The following is a 20,329-nucleotide window of genomic DNA, read 5'->3' as shown; positions in this document are numbered from 1 at the left end:
TTTCTAACTGAGATAAAATGTAAAAACCACCCTTTGGGTGGTTTTTTGTTTGTGGAGCCGGAGGGATTCGAACCCTCGTCCAAACAAGCAATAACAAAGCTTTCTACATGTTTAGTTTCCGATTAGTTTTCGACGCATACCTGACCGGAAACGGCCCAATATACGCTTAGCTTCTTAAAGTTTTGGTGCCACTACCAAAGCAATAATGGCCTTATATCGACATTTATGGTGCTCCGGATTGAATCGCCGTCGACAGAGGCTATTCAGGAACATCTCGCTTCTCTACCTAGTAGAGACGAGGCTAATCTTACTATAATTCAGATTAAGCGGCAAGAGCGTAGTTATTATCGCCAATTAAAAGTGTGAAAAATGATATTAACGAGCTGTTTCTCAGCGCTCGACATGCTTACAATACCATTGGTCTCGCTGTCAAAACCAGTCGGCCCCGTAAAAAAAATCCACAACAGTAAAAACTACTGCGGTCGGCAAAGATACCCCAAAAAGTATTCCAAAAAAAGTTTTGATAGGCTCCAATCATAAGTTACATTTGAAACCATAGTCCACTCATAAGTTGTAAAAGTCCATTATCATGAAGTTCGGAATCATTCGAGAGCGTAAAAGTCCACCAGACCGCCGTGTTGTATTATCACCGGAGGCCTGTCAAAAAGTTGTAGCCCATCAGTCAAAGGCAGAAATTATTGTAGAGCCTTCTCCAATTCGCGTTTTCTCTGATGAAGAGTATAAGGCTAAAGGCTTTGTAGTAGCTTCTAAAATGGAGGAGTGCGATGTGCTTTTGGGTGTAAAGGAAGTGCCTATAAAAAGTTTGATCCCCAATAAAAAATACTTTTTCTTTTCACATACCATAAAAGAACAACCGTACAATAAAAAATTATTGAGAGCGGTGTTAGAAAAGAACATTGAATTATATGATCATGAAGTTATAACCAATCAAAAAGAACAGCGTTTGGTTGCTTTTGGACGTTATGCCGGTATAGTTGGCGCGTATAATGGACTACGTACGTACGGACTGAAATACGACTTATACCAATTACCAAAGGCTGAAAATCTAGCCAATCAACAAGAATTGATTCAAGAGTTGAAAAAGATAAAACTGCCGAATATCAAAATTATTTTGACAGGTAGGGGTAGAGTCGGTAATGGAGCAAAAGAAATGCTCGATGCTATGAATATTAGAAAGGTAAACGTTACGCCATACCTTGAGGAGACTTTTGATGAGCCCGTTTATTGCCAAATAGATGCTTCAGATTACAACAAACGTAAAGATGGAGTAAGAGGAAATAAAGCCGATTTTTTTGCTAATCCCGAAGAATATAAAAGCAACTTTTTTCGCTTTACCCAAGTTTCTGATTTTTTCATTGCAGGTCATTTTTATGGTCAAGGAGCACCTTATCTTTTCACACGGGAAGATGCTAAACAGGAAGATTTCAAAATAAAAGTGGTTGCCGATGTTAGTTGTGATATAGATGGCCCTGTGGCTACTACAATACGACCTTCTACCATTGCAGACCCTATTTATGGGTATGACCCTAAAACAGAATCTGAAACCGATTTTAAAAACGAATCTGCTATAGCTGTTATGGCAGTGGACAATTTACCTTGCGAGATTCCACAAGATGCAAGTGAGGGCTTTGGACAGGCTTTTGTTAAAAATGTAATTCCTGCATTTTTTAACGGGGATAAAGATGGGGTTTTAGAACGTGCAAGAATGACCCAAAACGGGAAACTCACGCCACGTTATCAGTATTTGTCTGACTACGTGGGAAGCTAATTCAGAGATTATTTCGGTAATAGCACCCAAGAATTATCAATAATTTCTTTGTTGTTGGTAGCTTAAATATGAGTTACCTATTGAAAAACATATTTTGAGTTGCTGAAATCTGAAATCAAAACCTTTTACAACTTGTATGAGGTGAAATTAAACTTTTTGGTTGTTAATAGCCATTGTTCCGTGGCCACGTAAGAAAGGTTTGAGGGCCCAAAATGAAACCCAGATAAAACTTCCGAAACCAAAAATCCACAACCAGGCATCTACTAAAAATAATGAGTTGAATAGACTCTGGGCTAGAACTAAAGGCTTGGTTACAATGTCCCAAGAGTTAAAACGTAAAAAACGGCCTAAGAAGACACCATAGCCACTAAGTAAGCTCACGAAAAGTAATATTGCGTTGGCTAAAACGGGATGGTTTCTTTTTCTGAGGTAACTAAAGACATCCATCATAGAGAGGACCCCTAAAATCAATCCGTTTAAGGAAAAGACAAAAAATAATAAAAGGTCTAACCAAAAGGTAGGTCTAGCGCTATCTAAATGAACAAAATCTGTAATGATATAAGGGCTATTAGGTAAAAATAGAACCCATAGCAAAAGTATTATAACGCGTAATGTTTTTGATTTTCCAACCTGAACATTAAATAAAAACTGTTTGGATAGAAAAAGTGGAATTAGCGCTAAAAAAAGATTCCACAATAAAAAGGTGAAGTCTATGGACTGCGTCAAATACACCCTTAAGGCTAAAAGTACTGTGCCCAGTGCGGTGAGCAACAGTAATCTTTTGTGGAACAAATTGTTTTTTAATGCGCTGATAATCATGAAAAAAATAAAAATTTAGTCTATAAAGTACAACGGGCGGTAGTTATATTTGTTGTTATTTAACCTGATTTTAACCCATGAACCCTGCAGAAAATTACATACTCGATAAGCCTGAGCCTTTTAGGAGTATGCTAATGCATTTGCAATCGGTAATTGAGCGAACGGTTCCATAGGTTAATTTAAAGTTCAAATATAGAGTTCCCTTTTATTATATTAATGGAACGCCATTCTGTTATTTGAACCAAACCAAAGATTATATAGATTTAGGTTTTTGGAAGGGTGCACACTTTACGGTACATCAAGAACATATGGTTACCGAAGGTCGTAAGGTGATTAGGTCTTTGCGCTATACTTCCTTAGAAAGCATAAATGATTCTGTTCTCTTAGCGGTTCTTAAAGAGGCATATGCAGTTAGGGATGCTAAGTTTTATAAGTGAAACCTAAATTCAACACTATATTAGAGTAAAAAAGATGAGGTTTAATTATTCAGTGATTAACCCTTCGCTTTTGTAATGCTCAATGAATTGGGTATTAAGTTCATCGGAATCTTTATATTTTTTCCGTAACTCCTCAAGTTTTTCTTTCATATCGGTAACTACATCGGCATATTCTGGGTCTTCGTATACATTGTTAATTTCATTGGGGTCTTTTGATTGGTCATAAAGCTCCCATACATCCACATCATAATAAAAATGAATGAGTTTGTATTCTTTTGTAGCAATACCATAATGTCTTTTCACAGCATGTTCAGCAGGGTATTCGTAAAAATGGTAGTATACGCCGTCTCTGTTCCATTTTTCTTTTTCTCCCGTTAATAGGGGCACTAGGCTTTCACCTTGCATGTCTTCCGGTGGGACAACACCTGCAACTTCTAAAAAGGTCTGGGCGAAATCGAGGTTTTGAACCATTTCATCCTCTGTTGTTCCAGGAGTAATGACATGGGGCCATTTAATCAATAAAGGTGTTTTAAAAGATTCATTGTACATAAAACGTTTATCGAACCAACCGTGTTCCCCCAAGTAAAATCCTTGATCGGAGGTATAAACCACAAGAGTATTTTCACTCAGGTTGTTTTCGTCCAAATAATCTAACAAACGACCAACATTTTCATCCACTCCAGCAATGGTGCCTAAGTAGTCTTGCATATAACGTTGATATTTCCACACCATTAAAGTGCTATCGTTCATATTAGGAAAACGCTTAGCAAAATCTTCGTTGATAGGGTCGTAAACAGCATCCCAAGATTTTTTTTGTTCTGGGTTGAGACGGCCTATTCTGTTTCCAATGGTATTCCAGTTTTTAATATCAAGTTGTTTGGCTACACTGTCGGTGACCTTTAAATCGTATGAAAGCTGCATATGTTTTAAGATGTTCATTTCAGCCGGACCAGCAGTAGTTTCTCGGCTCACATAATCATCAAAAAGTGTTTCAGGAAGGGGGGAAGTCTTTTGGGTAAAATCTTTGTAATGACGTTCCGCGGGCATCCAAGTTCTATGTGGTGCCTTGTGCAGATACATCAACATAAAAGGTTTTTCACTATCTCTTCGGTTTTCAAACCAGTCGATCGCTAGGTCGGTAATAATATCGGTGACATATCCTGTAATCGTAGTGTCGCCAGTAGCAGTGATGAATTTTGGGTTGTAATAATCGCCCTGTCCTGGTAAGATTTTAAACTCGTCAAAGCCTTTGGGATTGTTTCCAAAATGTAATTTCCCGAACATGGCCGTTTGGTATCCCGCTTTTCTTAGTAGTTGCGGGAAAGTAACATTGGTCGTGTCAAAAGGGGAGATGTTATCAATCTTTCCGTTGATGTGCGAATGTTTACCAGTCAATATTACTGCTCTTGAAGGAGCGCAGATTGAGTTGGTTACCGAGGCATTTGTAAAAAGCATTCCCTCTTTGGCAATACGGTCAATATTTGGTGTGTTGATTAACCGATCATCGTAAGCACTAATAGCTTGATAAGCGTGATCATCAGACATGATGAAAACAATGTTAGGGCGTTTTTTGACAGGTACATCTGGTTCGGTTTGACAAGAGTAGACAGCTATTAATAGTACTAGAAAGGTGTGTCGGTATAATTTCATTTAATTAAAAAAAGATAAGAATTAAACAAGCCCATTTATGGTGTTTCTAATAGCAGTCAAATCGGTCAATAATTTTCTCATCAAGCCTAAGTCAAGCATATTGGCGCCATCACTTTTTGCGTTGGCACAATCAAAATGAGTTTCTATAAAAAGACCGTCAACACCTGCAGCCATTCCTGCTCGCGCCATTGTGCCAATTAATGAGGGCCTGCCGCCTGTAACACCCGAAGATTGGTTTGGTTGTTGTAATGAATGGGTAACATCTAAAACAACGGGGGCAAATTGTTTCATGGTAGGCACGCCTCTAAAATCAACTACCATATCATGATAACCAAACATGGTACCACGATCCGTAATCATAGCTTGTTGGTTACCTGTTTCCGTAACTTTATTAACCGCATGTTTCATGCTTTCTGGACTCATGAACTGTCCTTTTTTGATGTTTACGGTTTTTCCTGTTTCAGCAGCTGCAACCACTAAATCTGTTTGACGCGCCAAAAAAGCTGGGATTTGTAATACATCTACATATTCTGCAGCCATAACAGCATCTTGTTCCGTATGAATATCGGTTACGGTGGGTACTTTAAAGGTCTCAGAAACTTTCCGTAATATTTTTAATGCCTTCTCATCCCCAATACCAGTAAAAGAATCTAGCCTGCTCCTGTTTGCTTTTTTAAAACTACCCTTAAATACGTAAGGTATTTTTAAGTCGCTAGTAATCGTAACAATATGCTCTGCAATCCGCATCGCCATATCTTCGCCTTCAATAGCGCAAGGACCAGAAAGTAGAAAAAAGTTGTTGCTATCTGTATGTTTTATTTGAGGTATTAAGGATAAGTCCATTCGTCGAATATTTTAAACAAAGATACTATTTTAAGCAGCTTACGGTTGTATTTGGATAAGATTGTCGTAAACCCAAATCAAAATGTATTTCAAACAAAGCCTACCCTTTTTCTTACTGCTGTTGCTTGCGAGTCAAGTCAATGCTCAATTCGGTAAAAATTGCGAATTAAGACAGATGAAAATTAACCTTGTAAATCCTGGGTTTGAATATGAAATGGCAATTGGCACCAATACTACCTTTGATGTCAAAGCAGGAATGCAAGTCGCACTAGACCCTTTAGTATCTAATATTTATGAAGAGTTAGGTTTTTTTCCTGCCATAGCTGGGCAGTATAGGTATTATTATAATTTTGAAAAAAGGCAACGGAATAGGAGACAGATTTATGGCAATTCGGCAAATTATGTGGCGCCTGCTGCTGCAGTATTTTTCCCTGGCGCAAGAACTATAGAAAGTAAGGAGGTAAAGGGTGCTTTTGGTTATGCAGGTTTGGTAACCGGTGTGCAGCGTAGTTATGATTCGGGATTCAATTTCTCCGTTGATGTTGGTGCTGCTTATTATGCTGGTCAGTTTAAAGGTGGAGTTTACCCTGTAGCTAATTTAAGTATCGGGTGGATTATAAGCGAAAAACGATGGTGCGTGGGTAGATAGATGTTCTTGATTAGAAGGGAGCATACATAATATTCGAAAAGCAAAAAAATGATGTCTCTGAGTATTTGTTATAGATAGACTTAATGAGGTTCTTTTTTCTTACAGATACGTTAGGAAAAATGTGTTTTTGGCTTGATATTTGATAACTTCTAAAGCTTAATAAACACTAGAACACTCTTATGAAAAACTTCAATTTTTTATTTATTTTTTTCGTCTGCACGGTTTACGTAAATGCTCAAACACAAAAAAATGTTGAGAATCATCAAGTTCAGTTAGGATTGCCTGTGCCTGCAATTCTCTATGAAAAAGGATTAGGAAAAAATACAACGGCTAGTTTAGAGCTTGTTGTTGGTTTTGGCTTAAGAGGGTGTAGCGGTTGTGAAACAGATTTTGGTATTTATCCTACGCTAAGGGGGCAGTTCCGTTATTATTACAATATGGAGAGAAGATTGGACAAAGGGAAAAATATCTCTGGTAATTCAGGGAATTATATAGCTGCGGTAATGGTCTATCAAGATGCAAATCCAATATTCGGAGATTTAGAATTGGCTGAAAGTATTATTGGTGTTGGTCCGGTATACGGCTTACAACGAACCTATAAGCGTGGGTTTTTCTATCGCTTAGAGGGTGGAGTAGGGTATTTTAGTACGCAATCCGACAATGGTTTGGGCCCCATTCTATCAGCACGTGTAGGTTGGGTATTAGGAAAACGGCGTTAAGCTATTAATTGGGTTTTTTATGGACACTTTTTGTGCGAAAAAGAGCATCACCTATAGTCGCTTGTCTTAATTAGAGCGAACTGACTAGAAATCAACAACATAAAAATAACATAAGTTTGTGTTACTGCATGGAAAATAGCAGTATCTTTGCACGCTTAAAATAGCGGCTGACTGCTATTAAATAATTACATATGCCAATAACTAAAAACATTGCGATTATCGCACACGTAGACCACGGTAAGACAACCTTGGTAGATAAAATTATGTATCACTGTCAATTGTTTCGTGAGAATCAAAACACAGGAGATTTAATTTTGGATAACAACGACTTGGAACGTGAACGTGGTATCACCATTACCTCAAAGAACGTATCTGTTGTATATAAAGGAACAAAAATAAATATCATTGATACTCCTGGTCACGCCGATTTTGGTGGTGAAGTAGAACGTGTTTTGAACATGGCAGATGGTGTTTTGTTATTAGTAGATGCTTTTGAAGGTCCTATGCCTCAGACGCGTTTTGTACTTCAAAAAGCAATTGACTTAGGTTTGAAACCTTGTGTGGTTGTTAATAAGGTTGATAAAGAAAACTGTACTCCAGAAGAAGTTCATGAAAAGGTCTTTGATCTTATGTATGAATTAGGTGCAGAAGAATGGCAGTTAGATTTCCCTACCGTTTACGGTTCGGCAAAGAACAACTGGATGAGTGATGATTGGAAAAACGAAACAGACAATATAGAGCCATTGTTAGATATGGTTATTGAGCATATCCCAACTTTTGAACCAAAAGAGGGTAACACTCAAATGTTAATTACATCTTTAGATTTCTCTTCTTTTACAGGACGTATTGCTATTGGAAGATTAATAAGAGGTGGTTTAAAAGAAGGACAACAAATTTCTTTGGTAAAAAGAGATGGGTCTATCGTAAAATCAAAAATAAAAGAACTCTTTATTTTTGAAGGTCTAGGAAGGCTTAAAGTAAAAGAAGTAGTTACAGGAGATATTTGTGCTATAACAGGTATTGAAGGTTTTGAAATTGGTGACACTGTTGCTGATATTGAAGAACCTGAAGGTTTAAAGACCATTGCTATTGATGAGCCAACAATGAGCATGTTGTTTACTATTAACGATAGTCCATTTTTTGGTCAAGATGGTAAATTTGTTACTTCAAGACATATTAAGGAGCGTTTAGAGCGTGAACTAGAAAAGAACTTAGCGCTTCGTGTTAACGAAACAGATAGTGCAGATAAGTTTTTGGTTTTCGGTCGTGGTGTATTGCACCTTTCTGTATTAATTGAGACCATGCGTCGTGAAGGTTACGAACTTCAAATTGGTCAACCACAGGTTATCATAAAAGAAATTGATGGCGTTAAATGTGAGCCAATAGAGGCACTGACTATTGATTTACCAGAAAATGTTTCTGGAAAGGCAGTAGAAATGGTTTCTATTAGAAAAGGTGAAATGACTAGTATGGAAGCTAAAGGCAACCGTATGGTTTGTGAATTCTTGATTCCTTCTAGAGGTATCATTGGTCTTCGTAACCAATTATTGACTGCTACAGCTGGAGAGGCAATTATGTCACACCGTTTCTTGGAGTACCAACCTATGAAAGGTGTTATTCCACAGCGTCAGAATGGTTCATTGGTTTCTATGGAGAATGGAAAAGCAATTCCTTATTCTATTGATAAACTTCAGGATCGTGGTAAGTTTTTTGTTGAACCAGGTGAAGATATTTACGAAGGTCAAGTAATTGGTGAGAATTCTCGTGGTGATGATATGACGGTGAATATCACTAAGACTAAAAAGATGTCTAACGTACGTTCATCAGGTGCTGATGATAAAGCTAAGATTGTTCCTGCTATCAAATTCTCATTAGAGGAAGCGTTAGAATATATTCAGAAAGATGAATATGTAGAGGTAACACCGCACTTTCTGCGAATTAGAAAAGTGTATCTAAAGGAAGTAGATCGAAAGAGATATAAAATAGCATAATTTAAAAAGCCCTGAATTTTAATTCAGGGCTTTTTTTTTACCTTTTTTTGAAAGGTATAGCGTATTGATTCGACTTAAAGTTTTAACCCAAAAAGAATACCTATGAAATTTAATATTCAAGTAGCCGGTTTTTTAATAATCGGTACATTGTTATCATCATGTAACGAGCAACCAAAGGAAAAGAAAGAAGCAACTGAAGTTGTTACGGAAGCAGTTACAGAAGATTATGTAATACCTGAAGCTTGGGTTAACAAGCGTGTAGAGAAGGCTAAAAGTAAGCTGGAAAAATCAGACGCAGGTAAAATTGTTTGGGCAGGAATGGAAGCTCACGGTGGACTTAAAAACTGGTATGGTAACGGAGCATTGTCTTTTCGTTTTAACTACCAGCCTTTAGATGGTAGCACGGTACGTGATAGTTATGAAGTAGTAGATGCATGGCGTAATAAAGCCGTACATACAAGTGTTACGGACAGTACAGCAACATTTGGTTGGGATGGTGAAACTGCTTGGGTACAGGCTAAGGATTCTACGGCCTTTGCATATGATACTAAATTTTGGGCATTGACACCTCTTTATCTTTTTGCACACCCATTTGTGTTAGATGGTGAAGGTGTAAATCTAGAGTTGTTGCCAGAAACAACCTATAAGAATAAAACTAACGATGTGGTTAAAGTTACTTTTGCTGCTGGAACAGGAGATGCTCCGGATGATTATTATATCCTTCAGTTTGATAAAGAATCACATTTATTGACTGCCACCAGATATATAGTTTCATATCCTGAGTATTTTAAAGATGGAGGTCACAATCCTGAAAAGTTCATGGAAGTTGGTGAATTGGTAAACGTGAGTGGAGTATTGTTGCCAAAAGAACTAAAAACTCATTGGAGTACTAAAGAAGGTAAGCAAGGTGAATATGTCACTCAAATAGATATCTCAGATATTCATTTTGTAAAAGATATTGACCAAGACTTTTTTGCAGTTCCAGAGAATGCAAAGATTGAATAAACAAAAAAGGCCTTAATTGAGAATTAAGGCCTTTTTTGTTTTATAGAGGGCGTTCTTTAATGGTATGATATATTGTGAAAAGCTGCGGCAGCCGCACCTATGATTCCGGCATGGTTTTGTAACCCAGCAGGTATTACCGGTGTGTCAATAGTGATGCAATCTTTGAATTCGTCAAAATCTTTTGAAGCACCACCACCTAAAAGAATGGTGTCTGGAGAAACAATTAAATCTACCAATTTCAAAAACTTGTTAAAACGTTTACCCCATTTCTTATAGGTCAACCCTTCACGGTCTTTAGCAGAACCTGCAGCCCAAAGTTCTATTTTCTTGTATTTTTTATATGGAATTTGTCCTAGTTCAAAATTAGGAATCAATTTTCCATCTAGAAAAGCACCGCTACCTAGTCCAGTGCCAATTGTAAGCATTATAACAAGGCCTTCCATGTCTTTGCCGGTGCCATAGTTCATAGAGGCATAACCAGCTATATCAGCATCGTTAACTACGGTAAAATCAAGACCGGTTTTTTTCTTGAAAAGCTCTTCTACGTTTGTATTCAGCCAGCTTTTGTGAAGGTTTCCAGGAGATTTACAGACTCCTCTTTTTATAACGGTCGGAAAACCACAGCCTACTTTTCCTTTGTAATCAAAATGCTTTACAATTTGAGCAACTACCTTGGCCATATCTTCAGGCTTGCGCGACTCAGGGGTAGGTATACGATGGCGTTTCGTAACTAATTTTCCGGTTTCGATATTTACAATGGCACCTTTTATACCAGAACCTCCTACATCAATACCTAAAACTTCCATTATTTTATTTTAATATTTATAGCGCCAAAGTAACAAAAACTTTTCAGAGTAATCGAACGATACGCACTTGCTTCCATTTTATTTGGTAATAGTGAAAATACCCGTGTCACCTTTTTCTAAAAGTGGCATCAATTCATTTACAACCTCTGGGTTTACTTCCGCAATGTTTTTATCCTCTTTGGCATTGCCCGCGTGATGGTCGTAAAGTTCAATAACGGGTTGGTCCTTTCTAAAGTATTTTGTTAACCTGTAATTTTTGGTTCGCATAGAAATTCCGTTCCTGAAATAACTGTATGCAACTTCTTCGGTATCTGGAATATTATATTTTATGTGTTTTTCAAAACTTTCGCCATCCGTAGATTTCGTTTGTTTAATGTCGCACATATCTAAAAGGGTAGGGTAGATGTCTATACTCTCAACAATAGCGCGTACTTTTTTTGCTTTGTGCTGGGAATAAGGCGAATTTATTATTAGCGTGCTTTTTAATGCATTTTCAAAAAGGGTATGTTTTCCCCAGACACGCTGGTCTCCCAAATGCCAACCATGATCTCCCCAGATTACGATGATGGTATTTTGGTCTAATTCTAAGTCTTTTAATTCTTGATAGAGCTTGCCAATTTGCGCGTCAATATAGCTTATAGAGGCAAGGTACCCATGTCTCAGTTTTCTGGCATAGGCATCTGAAACCTGTTTGTTAAGACCGGCCTTTTCTTCACCTAAAGCATATTGGTTGAATTCACCACTGGTATGCAGGCTTTTTAAGTTGATGTTTTCTGGAATTTCGGGATTTGAAGACAACGGAATTTTAGCTTCATCATAAAGGTCCCAATATTTCTTTGGAGCATTAAAAGGAAGGTGAGGTTTAAAAAATCCTACGCCCATAAAAAAGGGTTCTCCATTCTTTTTCAATTCTTTTAATTTTGAAATAGCAAGGTTGGTAGTTAGTCCATCCGGATATCCTTGATCATCAGTTTCACCAGCTTCGTAAGGCTTTACTTGTTTTTTAAGGCTTTGTCTGTTTTCACCATTCGCATAAGCAAAAAAGGCATTCCAGCCGGTTTCCCATTTGCCCGGGTCAAAGAGCAGTTCACTCCAACTATAGGGGAGCTCTCTTTTTTCTGTGGGTTGTTCTTCGTAACCGTAAACAAGTCCATCCGCTGAATGACTTATTTTTCCTATCCCTACCGTATGATATCCATCTTGTTTAAAGCGATGAATAAATGTTTCTGGAATAGATTTTTCAGGCTGACCTGATATTTCCTCTACAATAGCGTTATTGGCTATATGAATAGGTTTTGAAGGTCGCATACCAGTAAGTATAGCATGCCTTGAAGCACCACAAGTAGGGACTTGAACGTAATGATTGGTGAATAATGCGCCACTTTTGGCGAGGGCATCCATATTTGGAGATTTCACGTAGTGTTTTCCGTAAGCTCCCAATTCCGTACGAAGGTCGTCTACGCAGATAAATAGCACATTAGGTTTTTCTTTATTTTGAGCGGATAAATGGTTGTGGTCCGTAAGGCCTATTAGGAAAAATAAAGCGGCAAAATATTTAAGCATTTTAAGCGGGTTTGGTGAATGGAAACTAAAGATACAGATTTTAGGTAAGCTCACCGTTTTGATATAAAACATCAAAAATTAACTGATCTACTTCGCTCATGTTAGCTTTGTCTTCATAGGTTAGCCAGGCTATTTCGTTGGTTTTAGAGTCCGATTGTAGCTCGCCTTTATGTGTAGCCGTATAGCAGGTCATACGAGAAAGAATACCAGGTTTCTTCCCGTTAGCTTGAGCCTCAAAAATACCAACGAATTCCATTGATGACACATCAATATCTACATTAAAAATTTTCTTGGTGCTTTTTACTAGGGTTTGAGAATCGGTATCGCCAATAGTGCGCATCCCTTTGGGAATAAAATAGAAATCTTCGTTTATTTTTTTTAGACAGAGAATTTGTTCTTCTTCAATATGTATCCATGCTAAATGGTCTATAATATTCTCGGAAGGTTCCACATAATAATCAATGGAGTTGAGCGAATGATTGGGGTCAATAATATCTAAAATCCTGTCTATAAGTCTTCCTGCTGCGGTAAGTGTCCCAAGTTTTTTGTTACGCCCTAATGCGCTTGAAATAGTCTCATCCCTATTGCCAAATTTATAACCGTTCTTATCTGTCCAAAGTATATTCATTAAATGCTGCATCATTACATTTCCCAATTGATCTATGGAAATAGCAATTTTTAAAAAATACTCACCAACACCTTTAATCCCTCGGGTAAATAGACTGTGGAAAATACCGTAAACAAAGCCAAGTGGCCCGGTTATTACTAATAGGATAATGGAGATTAAAAAAAGGAGTGCCCCAATAAAAGGGTTTGTGGGCTTGTCCGGTCTGTAGGTTTGCTTTTTTAAGATCATGATAACGGGTTGAGGTTGCCTAAGCGGCAAATCTATAATTTCATTTTAAAGATACCCGTTTCAGTTTATTAGAACACATTTTATGGTCTATTCTCAGTAATTAAGTTTCAACTTTAAGGGTAGGTGATCTGAATACCCACTGGGTACAAAATTAGGTTTTGAAGATTTGTATTTAAACGATCGTGGCCTTCCGCTAGAGGTAGCCAATGTGCCGTCATCCACAATGTCAAAAGTGTCTATTTCAGCAGTAATGCCGCTACCGGATAAAAATCCACGCGTTACCACTAGCTGATCTAACATTTGGTAACGGTTAGTAAAGACTGTGCCGTCAAATAATCCGCTTAAAAAATAAGTTCCTGTGTTTCCAGAAGCAGATTTATTTAAAAGAGTGGTACTTAAATTATAGAGAAAAGTTTCTCTGGCCCTGTATTTATAGGTGTGTACGAATTTATCAAAATCATTAGTGGCGCCTTTTACTTTATCTAAGTCTCTAGAGGCTTTTAAATGCTGTATGATACTGCGGTCAAAAGGTTCATCGTTAAAATCGCCCACTACCAAAACTTTACTTTCCCATTTAGCTTGAATAGCTGCCAGGTCATCATTTGCTTGAAGCGTTTCATAAGTAGTAGAATCTACTTTGGTGTGGGCCTCCACTAAAAATGCAATGTGTTCGGCAACGGCAATACGTAAAGGTTCTGAATGATATTGACCTCTGCTACGTGATGGCCAGTGAGATGCAATGACCACGAACTCTTCGCCTGTGTCATTAATTCTAAAAACCACTTCAAAAATATCTCGCGTACGATACCTGAGATGAACAAGGTGTGAGGTTCTTGAAACAACCGTAAGCTTGCTAGGGTTGTACGCCATGGCAACATCAATGCCTCTTAAGTCACTTGTGCCGGCAGCATCAAAAACAACACTAAGGTGGTCCATACCAGCCTCTTCCAATAATTCTTGAAGAAGCGTATCTTTTTCTATTTCACAAACGGTCAGTAAGTCAATTTGCTCATTGGGCCAAATAAGATTAAGACCTTCGGCTAGATTTTCTTTTTTCTTATTGAATACACTATCTGTCCAGCCTGCTGCGGGTGTAAAGCTAAAGTCATTTGAAATAGGGTCGTCATCAGTATCAAAAAAATTCTGAAGATTCCACCAAGCAAAATTGATATGGGGCATAACGTCTCGTTTTAAGAATTTATGTTACCACCGTAGTATAAGGCTATCAAAAAATGAGATAGCAGCGGCTTGCCATAAAGTTATGAAAATTAACAGCCTTCTATAGTACTCTTCTGTAAGGATAAGGTTGTTTTATGTGTAGTTGGCACTTAAATCTACACAGCCCGTTGTACGACTTCAAAGATTTTGTTGCCGTCGCATTTAAGAGTTTTTGACGGATATTTTAGAATAAGTGCGTAATCATGAGTAGCCATTAAAATAGAACGACCAGATTTGTGTATTTCTTGTAGAACTTTCATGACCTCTACACTGGTTTGTGGGTCTAGGTTTCCTGTAGGCTCATCTGCTAGGATTAAATCAGGGTCATTCAGAAGGGCCCTTGCGATAGCAACACGTTGTTGTTCACCACCAGAAAGCTGATGCGGAAATTTAAACCCTTTTGTTTTCATACCTACCTTATCCAAAACGTCCTCTATCTTTTGGCTCATTTTATGGCTGTCTTTCCAGCCGGTAGCTTTAAGAACAAAGTGTAGGTTTTTATTAATGGTACGGTCTGGTAATAATTTAAAATCCTGAAATACAATACCAATTTTACGGCGTAGAAATGGAATGTCTTTTTCTCGTAATTTGGTGAGGTCAAAATCTACAATGCTACCTGTGCCTTGTTTAAGAGGAAGGTCTCCGTAGAGTGTTTTCATAAAACTACTTTTTCCACTTCCCGTTTTTCCTATCAAATAAACAAATTCGCCTTTAAGTACATCAAGTGTTACCTCATTTAAAATAAGACTATCTTTTTGAAAAATAGCTACATCCTTTAGCTCTAAAATCGTTTCTGACATCTTTAAGGTACCGGGTTATAAGTTTAATTTGTTAATCAATCGTTAAAGGTAGGGCGTAGTTCTGTATAGTGATCGCCAAATCTCGAACTTTGAATCTAAATAATAATATAAAAGTAATAAGTTAAAGATTAACGTACGGCAGGCACTGATAAAATCTTTTTGCTTTTTTAAAGATTGCCCGTGGTGTTAAATTATTAAGATGAAAACACCCCTTATTATATACTTAGATGCAATATTCAACGTTATTAAAATTAATTAACGGTAATACATATTTCTAGTTAGAACACTATGCTAAAAAAAATCACCGCGCTTATCCCTGTTTTTCTGGGGATGGTTTCTATGGGAATCGCTCAAGAAACTAAAATTTACACCCACGATCAGAAACAATATCAAGATGCCTTGTCGCTCTATAATAATGAGCAGTACCAAGCGGCGCAGTCTATATTTGCTAAGGTTAAGGATAATACCAAGAATCTAGAGACCAAGGCCAATAGTGCATATTATGAGGCCAATGCTGCGGTTCGGTTGAACCAATTGGGAGCTGATCGGTTAATGGAAGACTTCGTAGCCAATTATCCAACGTCTACCAAAAGGAACTCTGCTTATGTAGATGTTGCCGAGTATTATTTTGAAACTGGAAAGTATCCGTATGCTTTAAAATGGTACAATAAGGTTGAGCAAAGTGCTCTGTCTCGTAAAGAGATGGACAAGTTTAACTTTAATTACGGGTATTCTCTGTATTCATCAGGAAAACAAAAAGAAGCAGAAAGCTATCTTCAAAAAGTAGAGAATTCTCCTGTTTATGCTTCTCAGGCTAAATATTATATGGGCTACATTGCTTATCAGCAAGATGATTACGAAACGGCCAACCAGCGTTTTGATCAGATAAAAGATCCTGATATTCTTGAAGAGAAGATGGATTATTATCAAGCCGATATGAACTTTAAGCTTGGTAAGTTTGATCAAGCCATAGGTTTGGCAAAGAAGCAAATGGCAAAGGGTGATCGTAAAGAGAAGTCGGAGCTTAGCAAAATTATTGGCGAGAGCTATTTCAACTTAAAAGAATATTCCAACGCCATTCCGTACCTAGAAGATTATCAAGGTAAAAAAGGCAAGTGGAGTAATACGGATTATTACCTTTTAGGATATTCGTACTACAAGCAAGGCGACTATGCCAATGCTGTCCAGCAATTCAATAAAATTATAGGAGGTACCAATAGCGTTTCTCAAAATGCATATTACCATTTAGCGGAATGTTATCTGAAGTTGGATAAAAAGCAAGAAGCATTGAATGCGTTTAGAAATGCTTCTCAAATGGACTTCTCCCAAGAAATTCAGAAAGATGCGTATTTAAATTATGCACGTTTAAGCTACGAAGTTGGTAATGCTTACGAACCAGTTCCTCAGGTTATCACTGATTACTTGGCAAAATACCCAGACAGTGCCAACAAAGAAGAGATGCAAGAGTTATTGGTAGATTCATATATCACCTCTAAAAACTTTGCAGGAGCCATGGAACTTCTTGAGAAAAACAAGAACTACGCCAGTAAGGCTACCTACCAGAAAGTAGCATACTACCGTGGTATTGAATTGTTCATGAATGCTGATTACCAAGGTGCAGCAGAGAATTTAGGAAAGTCGCTTGATAGTGCCGAGGATAATATGTTCCGTGCAAAAGCTAACTATTGGAAAGCCGAAGCGGAATATGCCCTAAATAATTTCAGTAAAGCATTGGTAGACTATATTCAGTTTCAGCAAAATCCATCGGCTAAATCTACGGAGGAATATAAAGAGCTAGATTACAATTTAGCGTACACCTATTTTAAGTTAAGAGATTATAGTAACGCTATTTCTTATTTTGAAAATTTCGCCAATGCGGGTTCTAGCGATACACAGAAATTGTACGACGGTTACCTTCGTTTAGGAGATAGCTATTTTGTGACCAGTAAATATTGGCCAGCTATAGAAACGTACAATAAAGCACTTTCACTTACTGGAACAGAAAAGGATTATGCGGCTTATCAAAAAGCGATCAGCTACGGTTTTGTAGATAGACGTGATACTAAAATTGAAGAGTTAAGAACATTTGTTTCGGCATATCCAAAGTCAAGTTTAAAGGATGATGCTCTATTTGAATTGGCAAATACCTTAATAGCTGCTGGACAAGAGCAACAAGGTCTGCAGACGTACCAACGTGTAATTACGGAGTACAAAGCTAGTTCTTTAGTGCCGCAGGCAATGATGCGTCAAGGTTTGGTTCACTATAATGCAAACCGAAACGAACAAGCGTTAACAGAGTTTAAAGCTGTGGTTCATAATTTCCCAGATACACAAGAGGCGATTCAGGCGGTGTCTACGGCAAAATTGATTTATGTTGATTTAGGCCGAGTTGATGAGTACGGAGAATGGGTATCAAAATTAGATTTTGTTGAGGTAACGGATAGTGAGTTGGACAACGCCACTTTTGAATCTGCCGATAAACAAAACATGGAAGGTAATAAAGATGCCGCCATTAAAGGGTATGAGAGTTACATCAAGCAATTCCCTAAAGGATTAAATTCCGTTAAAGCCAATTTCAACTTAGCACAACTGTATTTTGCTAAAGGCGAAAAGGAAAAGGCATTGCCAAACTATAAATTCGTTGCCGATAAAATGGGAAGCGAATATGCAGAGCAGGCGTTGACTAGAGTTTGTGAAGTCTACATTGGTAAAAAGGATTATGCTTCGGCCTTGCCTTATTTACAACGTTTGGAAAATCAAGCGGATATTCAGCAAAACAGAATTTTTGCTCAATCTAACTTAATGAAAGGATACTATGAGCAGAAAGACTATGGTAAGACATTGGCTTATGCAGAAAAAGTATTGGCTACACCTACAATAGATAACCGTATTAAAAGTGATGCACAGATAATGATTGCACGTTCTGCAATTGCTACGGGAGATGAAGCGAAAGCAGAAACGGCCTACGGCGATGTATTGAAAATTGCGTCTGGTTCTACTGCAGCTGAAGCACTTTACTATGATGCTTATTTTAAAAGTAAGGCACAGGATTATGAAAACTCCAACATATCTGTTCAGAAGTTGGCAAAAGACTATTCAGGTTATAAAGAATGGGGAGGGAAAGGTTTAATTATTATGGCCAAGAACTTCTATGCTTTGGGAGATGCTTATCAAGCCACCTATATTTTGGATAGTGTAATCAGTAATTTCAGTCAGTTTGCAGAAATTGTTTCCGAGGCCAAAGGCGAGCTTTCTGTTATTAAAGCTAAAGAAGCACAGAGTAATTCATCAGTGAGAACCGATTGAAATTAGAAATAGATTTAACAAGATTGAAAATTGAATTTGAACGAGGCTTTTTAGAACCGGCTTCGCTTTTAAGGTGTAAATTCAAAAAAGAACACAGAATGCACAAACATATAAAGCTTACTCTTATTTTCCTTACTGGTGTTTTTCAGTTTGCCATAGCGCAAGAAGAAGAAAAAGACGATATAGGTACGGAAACCGTTACCGTTACCAAGGCCTATACGCCAACGATTAACGATGCTTTTAAAATCAAGACCATACCCAATCTTAACGATTCTATTGTCTTGCAAAAGAAAAAGATAAACTACAGTATATTTTCTGTTCCTGTGGCCTCTACGTTTACACCGGCCAAGGGCAAGGCTTCTGCCGTAAAGAAAACGCCACCACCGGTATTGTACAACTCATATGCTTCTGCAGGAGTTGGTAATCCTGCCAATTTAATGGGTAAGTTTTACACCAGTAGAACTATTGACCGTGAATCTGGTTATACGCTTGGTTTGGAACATAATTCTTCTCGTGGCGATATTGATGGCGTTGCGTTAGATAATATTTACTCAAACTCTAAATTAGATGCTAGCTACACCAAAAGAGATAGTGATTTTGATTGGGGTGTAGATGTAGGTGCGCAGCACCAGTTATATAACTGGTATGGTATCCCAGATGCCACTTTTACAGAAGAAGAGGTAGATGGTATTGACGAGCGTCAAAATTATTATATGGCCGAAGCATCTGGACATATTAATGTGGAAGATTCCTATTTTGAAAATGCAAAACTAGAATACAGAAGATTTTGGGATGCTGTTAAATCTGGAGAGAATAGAGCTGTTTTTAAAACAGGTTTTTCATTCCCGGTGGCGGACGAGAATTTTAGGGTTAAAGCTAAAGTGGACTATGTAAGCGGTAGTTTCAAAAATTCTAGCCTTAACAATCCAACCAATACACCAGAAATAAATTATAGCAATCTGCAAGTAGGTATTAACCCAAGCTTAGCTTTGTTAAACGAAGATTTTTCGTTGAATTTAGGTGTAAATCTTGTGTACGGTCTTGATTCTGAAAATAGCGATAGTAATTTCTATATCTACCCTGCGGTTACCGCATCTTACAGATTGTTAGATGATATGGCTATAGTCTACGGTGGAGTAGAGGGTGATTTAATGCAGAACTCTTACTATGGTTTTGTTGAAGACAACCCATACGTTTCCCCAACTTTGGACATTGTTCCTACGGATAAGAAGTATGATGCTTATGTGGGTTTAAAAGGACAGATTTTACCTAACTTGAGTTATAACGTTAAAGTAAGTTACACTACAGAAGACAGAAAGGCACTTTATAAACTGAATGCTATAAATGATTCTAGAACTGATGAAAAAGGGTATTACTATGGTAATTCTTTTGAGGTGTTTTATGATGATGTGAAGACTATTGGAGCTTTTGGAGAATTAAATGTAGATGTGAACCGTAACTTTAGTTTAGGAGTGAATGTAGAATATTTCAACTATAATACCGAAACCGATAACCCAGCTTGGAACTTACCAGATCTTAAAGGTTCATTGTTTATGGATTATCAAATAGGAGAGAAATGGTATGCAGGTGCAAATCTGTTTTATGTAGGTGAACGAGATGATGTAGCAACCATTGCTTCTGCTAGTGGAATTCCTGCAGAATTTTTTGCTACTCGGGTAGTGTTGGATGGTTATTTTGATGCCAATTTCCATGTAGGATATCGCTGGAATGATCAGCTTTCTTTCTTCGTGAAAATGGCAAATATTGCCAATAACAATTACCAACGTTTTTCTAACTATCCTGTTCAGGGATTGCAAGTTATGGGTGGTTTGACCTATAAATTCGATCTATAGTTTCTTTATAAAAATAGGTAAAGTG

15 protein-coding genes, 1 other RNA gene and 1 pseudogene are annotated in these 20,329 nt (G+C 37.6%); 8 read left to right on the top strand and 9 right to left on the bottom strand.

Annotated features, from left to right (window positions below; genetic code table 11):
• Positions 1-49: 49 nt before the first annotated feature.
• Positions 50-447: a transfer-messenger RNA gene (gene ssrA / locus HW347_RS13315) on the bottom strand.
• A gap of 142 nt (positions 448-589) precedes the next feature.
• Here ssrA and HW347_RS13310 point away from each other — a divergent pair.
• Entirely contained in the window at positions 590-1,789 is a 1,200-nt protein-coding gene (locus HW347_RS13310) for an NAD(P)-dependent oxidoreductase (RefSeq protein ID WP_214612309.1), read from the top strand.
• Between the two features lie 147 nt (positions 1,790-1,936).
• Here HW347_RS13310 and HW347_RS13305 read toward each other — a convergent pair whose 3' ends face one another.
• Positions 1,937-2,608, bottom strand: coding sequence for a DUF1361 domain-containing protein (locus HW347_RS13305; RefSeq protein ID WP_214612308.1), 672 nt, complete (start codon positions 2,606-2,608; stop codon positions 1,937-1,939).
• Between the two features lie 194 nt (positions 2,609-2,802).
• Between HW347_RS13305 and HW347_RS13300 the strand changes: the two are divergent.
• Positions 2,803-3,045: pseudogene (locus HW347_RS13300) on the top strand (DUF1801 domain-containing protein); the annotation flags it as partial.
• A 45-nt stretch (positions 3,046-3,090) separates the two neighbouring features.
• On the opposite strand, the gene HW347_RS13295 reads toward HW347_RS13300, so the two are convergent.
• Together HW347_RS13295 and kdsA are read right to left on the bottom strand one after the other, a co-directional pair.
• A complete protein-coding gene (locus HW347_RS13295; RefSeq protein ID WP_214612307.1) occupies positions 3,091-4,695 on the bottom strand; it encodes a sulfatase family protein in 1,605 nt (534 codons plus the stop codon).
• Positions 4,696-4,716: 21 nt separating this feature from the next.
• A complete protein-coding gene (gene kdsA / locus HW347_RS13290; protein WP_214612306.1) occupies positions 4,717-5,538 on the bottom strand; it encodes a 3-deoxy-8-phosphooctulonate synthase in 822 nt (273 codons plus the stop codon).
• A gap of 175 nt (positions 5,539-5,713) precedes the next feature.
• Between kdsA and HW347_RS13285 the strand changes: the two genes are divergently transcribed.
• The 4 genes from HW347_RS13285 to HW347_RS13270 all read left to right on the top strand — a co-directional run bounded on the left by HW347_RS13285 (position 5,714) and on the right by HW347_RS13270 (position 9,902).
• Positions 5,714-6,187, top strand: a complete 474-nt coding sequence (locus tag HW347_RS13285; protein WP_214612305.1) for a hypothetical protein — start codon at positions 5,714-5,716, stop codon at positions 6,185-6,187.
• 179 nt (positions 6,188-6,366) lie between these two features.
• A complete protein-coding gene (locus HW347_RS13280) occupies positions 6,367-6,906 on the top strand; it encodes a hypothetical protein (protein WP_155594527.1) in 540 nt (179 codons plus the stop codon).
• 191 nt (positions 6,907-7,097) lie between these two features.
• The gene (gene typA / locus HW347_RS13275; RefSeq protein WP_214612304.1) at positions 7,098-8,897 is read left to right on the top strand and encodes a translational GTPase TypA; all 1,800 of its coding nucleotides are present in this window, start codon (positions 7,098-7,100) and stop codon (positions 8,895-8,897) included.
• A gap of 102 nt (positions 8,898-8,999) precedes the next feature.
• Positions 9,000-9,902 (top strand): hypothetical protein, encoded by a 903-nt coding sequence (locus HW347_RS13270; RefSeq protein WP_214612303.1) that lies wholly within the window; start codon positions 9,000-9,002, stop codon positions 9,900-9,902.
• A 56-nt stretch (positions 9,903-9,958) separates the two neighbouring features.
• Here HW347_RS13270 and ppgK read toward each other — a convergent pair whose 3' ends face one another.
• The 5 genes from ppgK to HW347_RS13245 all read right to left on the bottom strand — a co-directional run bounded on the left by ppgK (position 9,959) and on the right by HW347_RS13245 (position 15,145).
• Positions 9,959-10,708, bottom strand: coding sequence for a polyphosphate--glucose phosphotransferase (ppgK, locus tag HW347_RS13265; protein ID WP_214612302.1), 750 nt, complete (start codon positions 10,706-10,708; stop codon positions 9,959-9,961).
• A gap of 78 nt (positions 10,709-10,786) precedes the next feature.
• Positions 10,787-12,271 (bottom strand): sulfatase, encoded by a 1,485-nt coding sequence (locus HW347_RS13260; protein ID WP_214612301.1) that lies wholly within the window; start codon positions 12,269-12,271, stop codon positions 10,787-10,789.
• 40 nt (positions 12,272-12,311) lie between these two features.
• Positions 12,312-13,127, bottom strand: coding sequence for an NUDIX hydrolase (locus tag HW347_RS13255; RefSeq protein WP_214612300.1), 816 nt, complete (start codon positions 13,125-13,127; stop codon positions 12,312-12,314).
• A 93-nt stretch (positions 13,128-13,220) separates the two neighbouring features.
• Positions 13,221-14,306: an endonuclease/exonuclease/phosphatase family protein gene (locus HW347_RS13250; protein WP_214612299.1), complete on the bottom strand. Its 1,086-nt coding sequence runs from the start codon at positions 14,304-14,306 to the stop codon at positions 13,221-13,223.
• Between the two features lie 155 nt (positions 14,307-14,461).
• On the bottom strand, positions 14,462-15,145 hold the full coding sequence (locus HW347_RS13245) for a cell division ATP-binding protein FtsE (protein ID WP_155594520.1): 684 nt from the start codon (positions 15,143-15,145) through the stop codon (positions 14,462-14,464).
• A 288-nt stretch (positions 15,146-15,433) separates the two neighbouring features.
• On the opposite strand from HW347_RS13245, the gene HW347_RS13240 reads away from it, so the two are divergent.
• Both HW347_RS13240 and HW347_RS13235 read left to right on the top strand, forming a co-directional pair.
• Positions 15,434-18,451, top strand: coding sequence for a tetratricopeptide repeat protein (locus HW347_RS13240; RefSeq protein ID WP_214612298.1), 3,018 nt, complete (start codon positions 15,434-15,436; stop codon positions 18,449-18,451).
• 98 nt (positions 18,452-18,549) lie between these two features.
• Positions 18,550-20,304: a TonB-dependent receptor gene (locus HW347_RS13235; protein WP_214612297.1), complete on the top strand. Its 1,755-nt coding sequence runs from the start codon at positions 18,550-18,552 to the stop codon at positions 20,302-20,304.
• Positions 20,305-20,329 lie beyond the last annotated feature (25 nt).

The sequence above is a fragment of the Zobellia barbeyronii genome (genome assembly GCF_018603515.1).
In the GTDB taxonomy this organism is placed as follows: Bacteria; Bacteroidota; Bacteroidia; order Flavobacteriales; family Flavobacteriaceae; genus Zobellia; species Zobellia barbeyronii.
This window is presented reverse-complemented; position numbering and strand designations above follow the sequence as displayed.

Bases quoted from the DNA above. Each gene is read 5' to 3' on its own strand.
- HW347_RS13310 (WP_214612309.1), top strand. From the start codon at position 590: ATGAAGTTCGGAATCATTCGAGAGCGTAAAAGTCCACCAGACCGCCGT.
- HW347_RS13305 (WP_214612308.1), bottom strand. From the start codon at position 2,608: ATGATTATCAGCGCATTAAAAAACAATTTGTTCCACAAAAGATTACTG.
- HW347_RS13295 (WP_214612307.1), bottom strand. From the start codon at position 4,695: ATGAAATTATACCGACACACCTTTCTAGTACTATTAATAGCTGTCTAC.
- kdsA (WP_214612306.1), bottom strand. From the start codon at position 5,538: ATGGACTTATCCTTAATACCTCAAATAAAACATACAGATAGCAACAAC.
- HW347_RS13285 (WP_214612305.1), top strand. From the start codon at position 5,714: ATGAAAATTAACCTTGTAAATCCTGGGTTTGAATATGAAATGGCAATT.
- HW347_RS13280 (WP_155594527.1), top strand. From the start codon at position 6,367: ATGAAAAACTTCAATTTTTTATTTATTTTTTTCGTCTGCACGGTTTAC.
- typA (WP_214612304.1), top strand. From the start codon at position 7,098: ATGCCAATAACTAAAAACATTGCGATTATCGCACACGTAGACCACGGT.
- HW347_RS13270 (WP_214612303.1), top strand. From the start codon at position 9,000: ATGAAATTTAATATTCAAGTAGCCGGTTTTTTAATAATCGGTACATTG.
- ppgK (WP_214612302.1), bottom strand. From the start codon at position 10,708: ATGGAAGTTTTAGGTATTGATGTAGGAGGTTCTGGTATAAAAGGTGCC.
- HW347_RS13260 (WP_214612301.1), bottom strand. From the start codon at position 12,271: ATGCTTAAATATTTTGCCGCTTTATTTTTCCTAATAGGCCTTACGGAC.
- HW347_RS13255 (WP_214612300.1), bottom strand. From the start codon at position 13,127: ATGATCTTAAAAAAGCAAACCTACAGACCGGACAAGCCCACAAACCCT.
- HW347_RS13250 (WP_214612299.1), bottom strand. From the start codon at position 14,306: ATGCCCCATATCAATTTTGCTTGGTGGAATCTTCAGAATTTTTTTGAT.
- HW347_RS13245 (WP_155594520.1), bottom strand. From the start codon at position 15,145: ATGTCAGAAACGATTTTAGAGCTAAAGGATGTAGCTATTTTTCAAAAA.
- HW347_RS13240 (WP_214612298.1), top strand. From the start codon at position 15,434: ATGCTAAAAAAAATCACCGCGCTTATCCCTGTTTTTCTGGGGATGGTT.
- HW347_RS13235 (WP_214612297.1), top strand. From the start codon at position 18,550: ATGCACAAACATATAAAGCTTACTCTTATTTTCCTTACTGGTGTTTTT.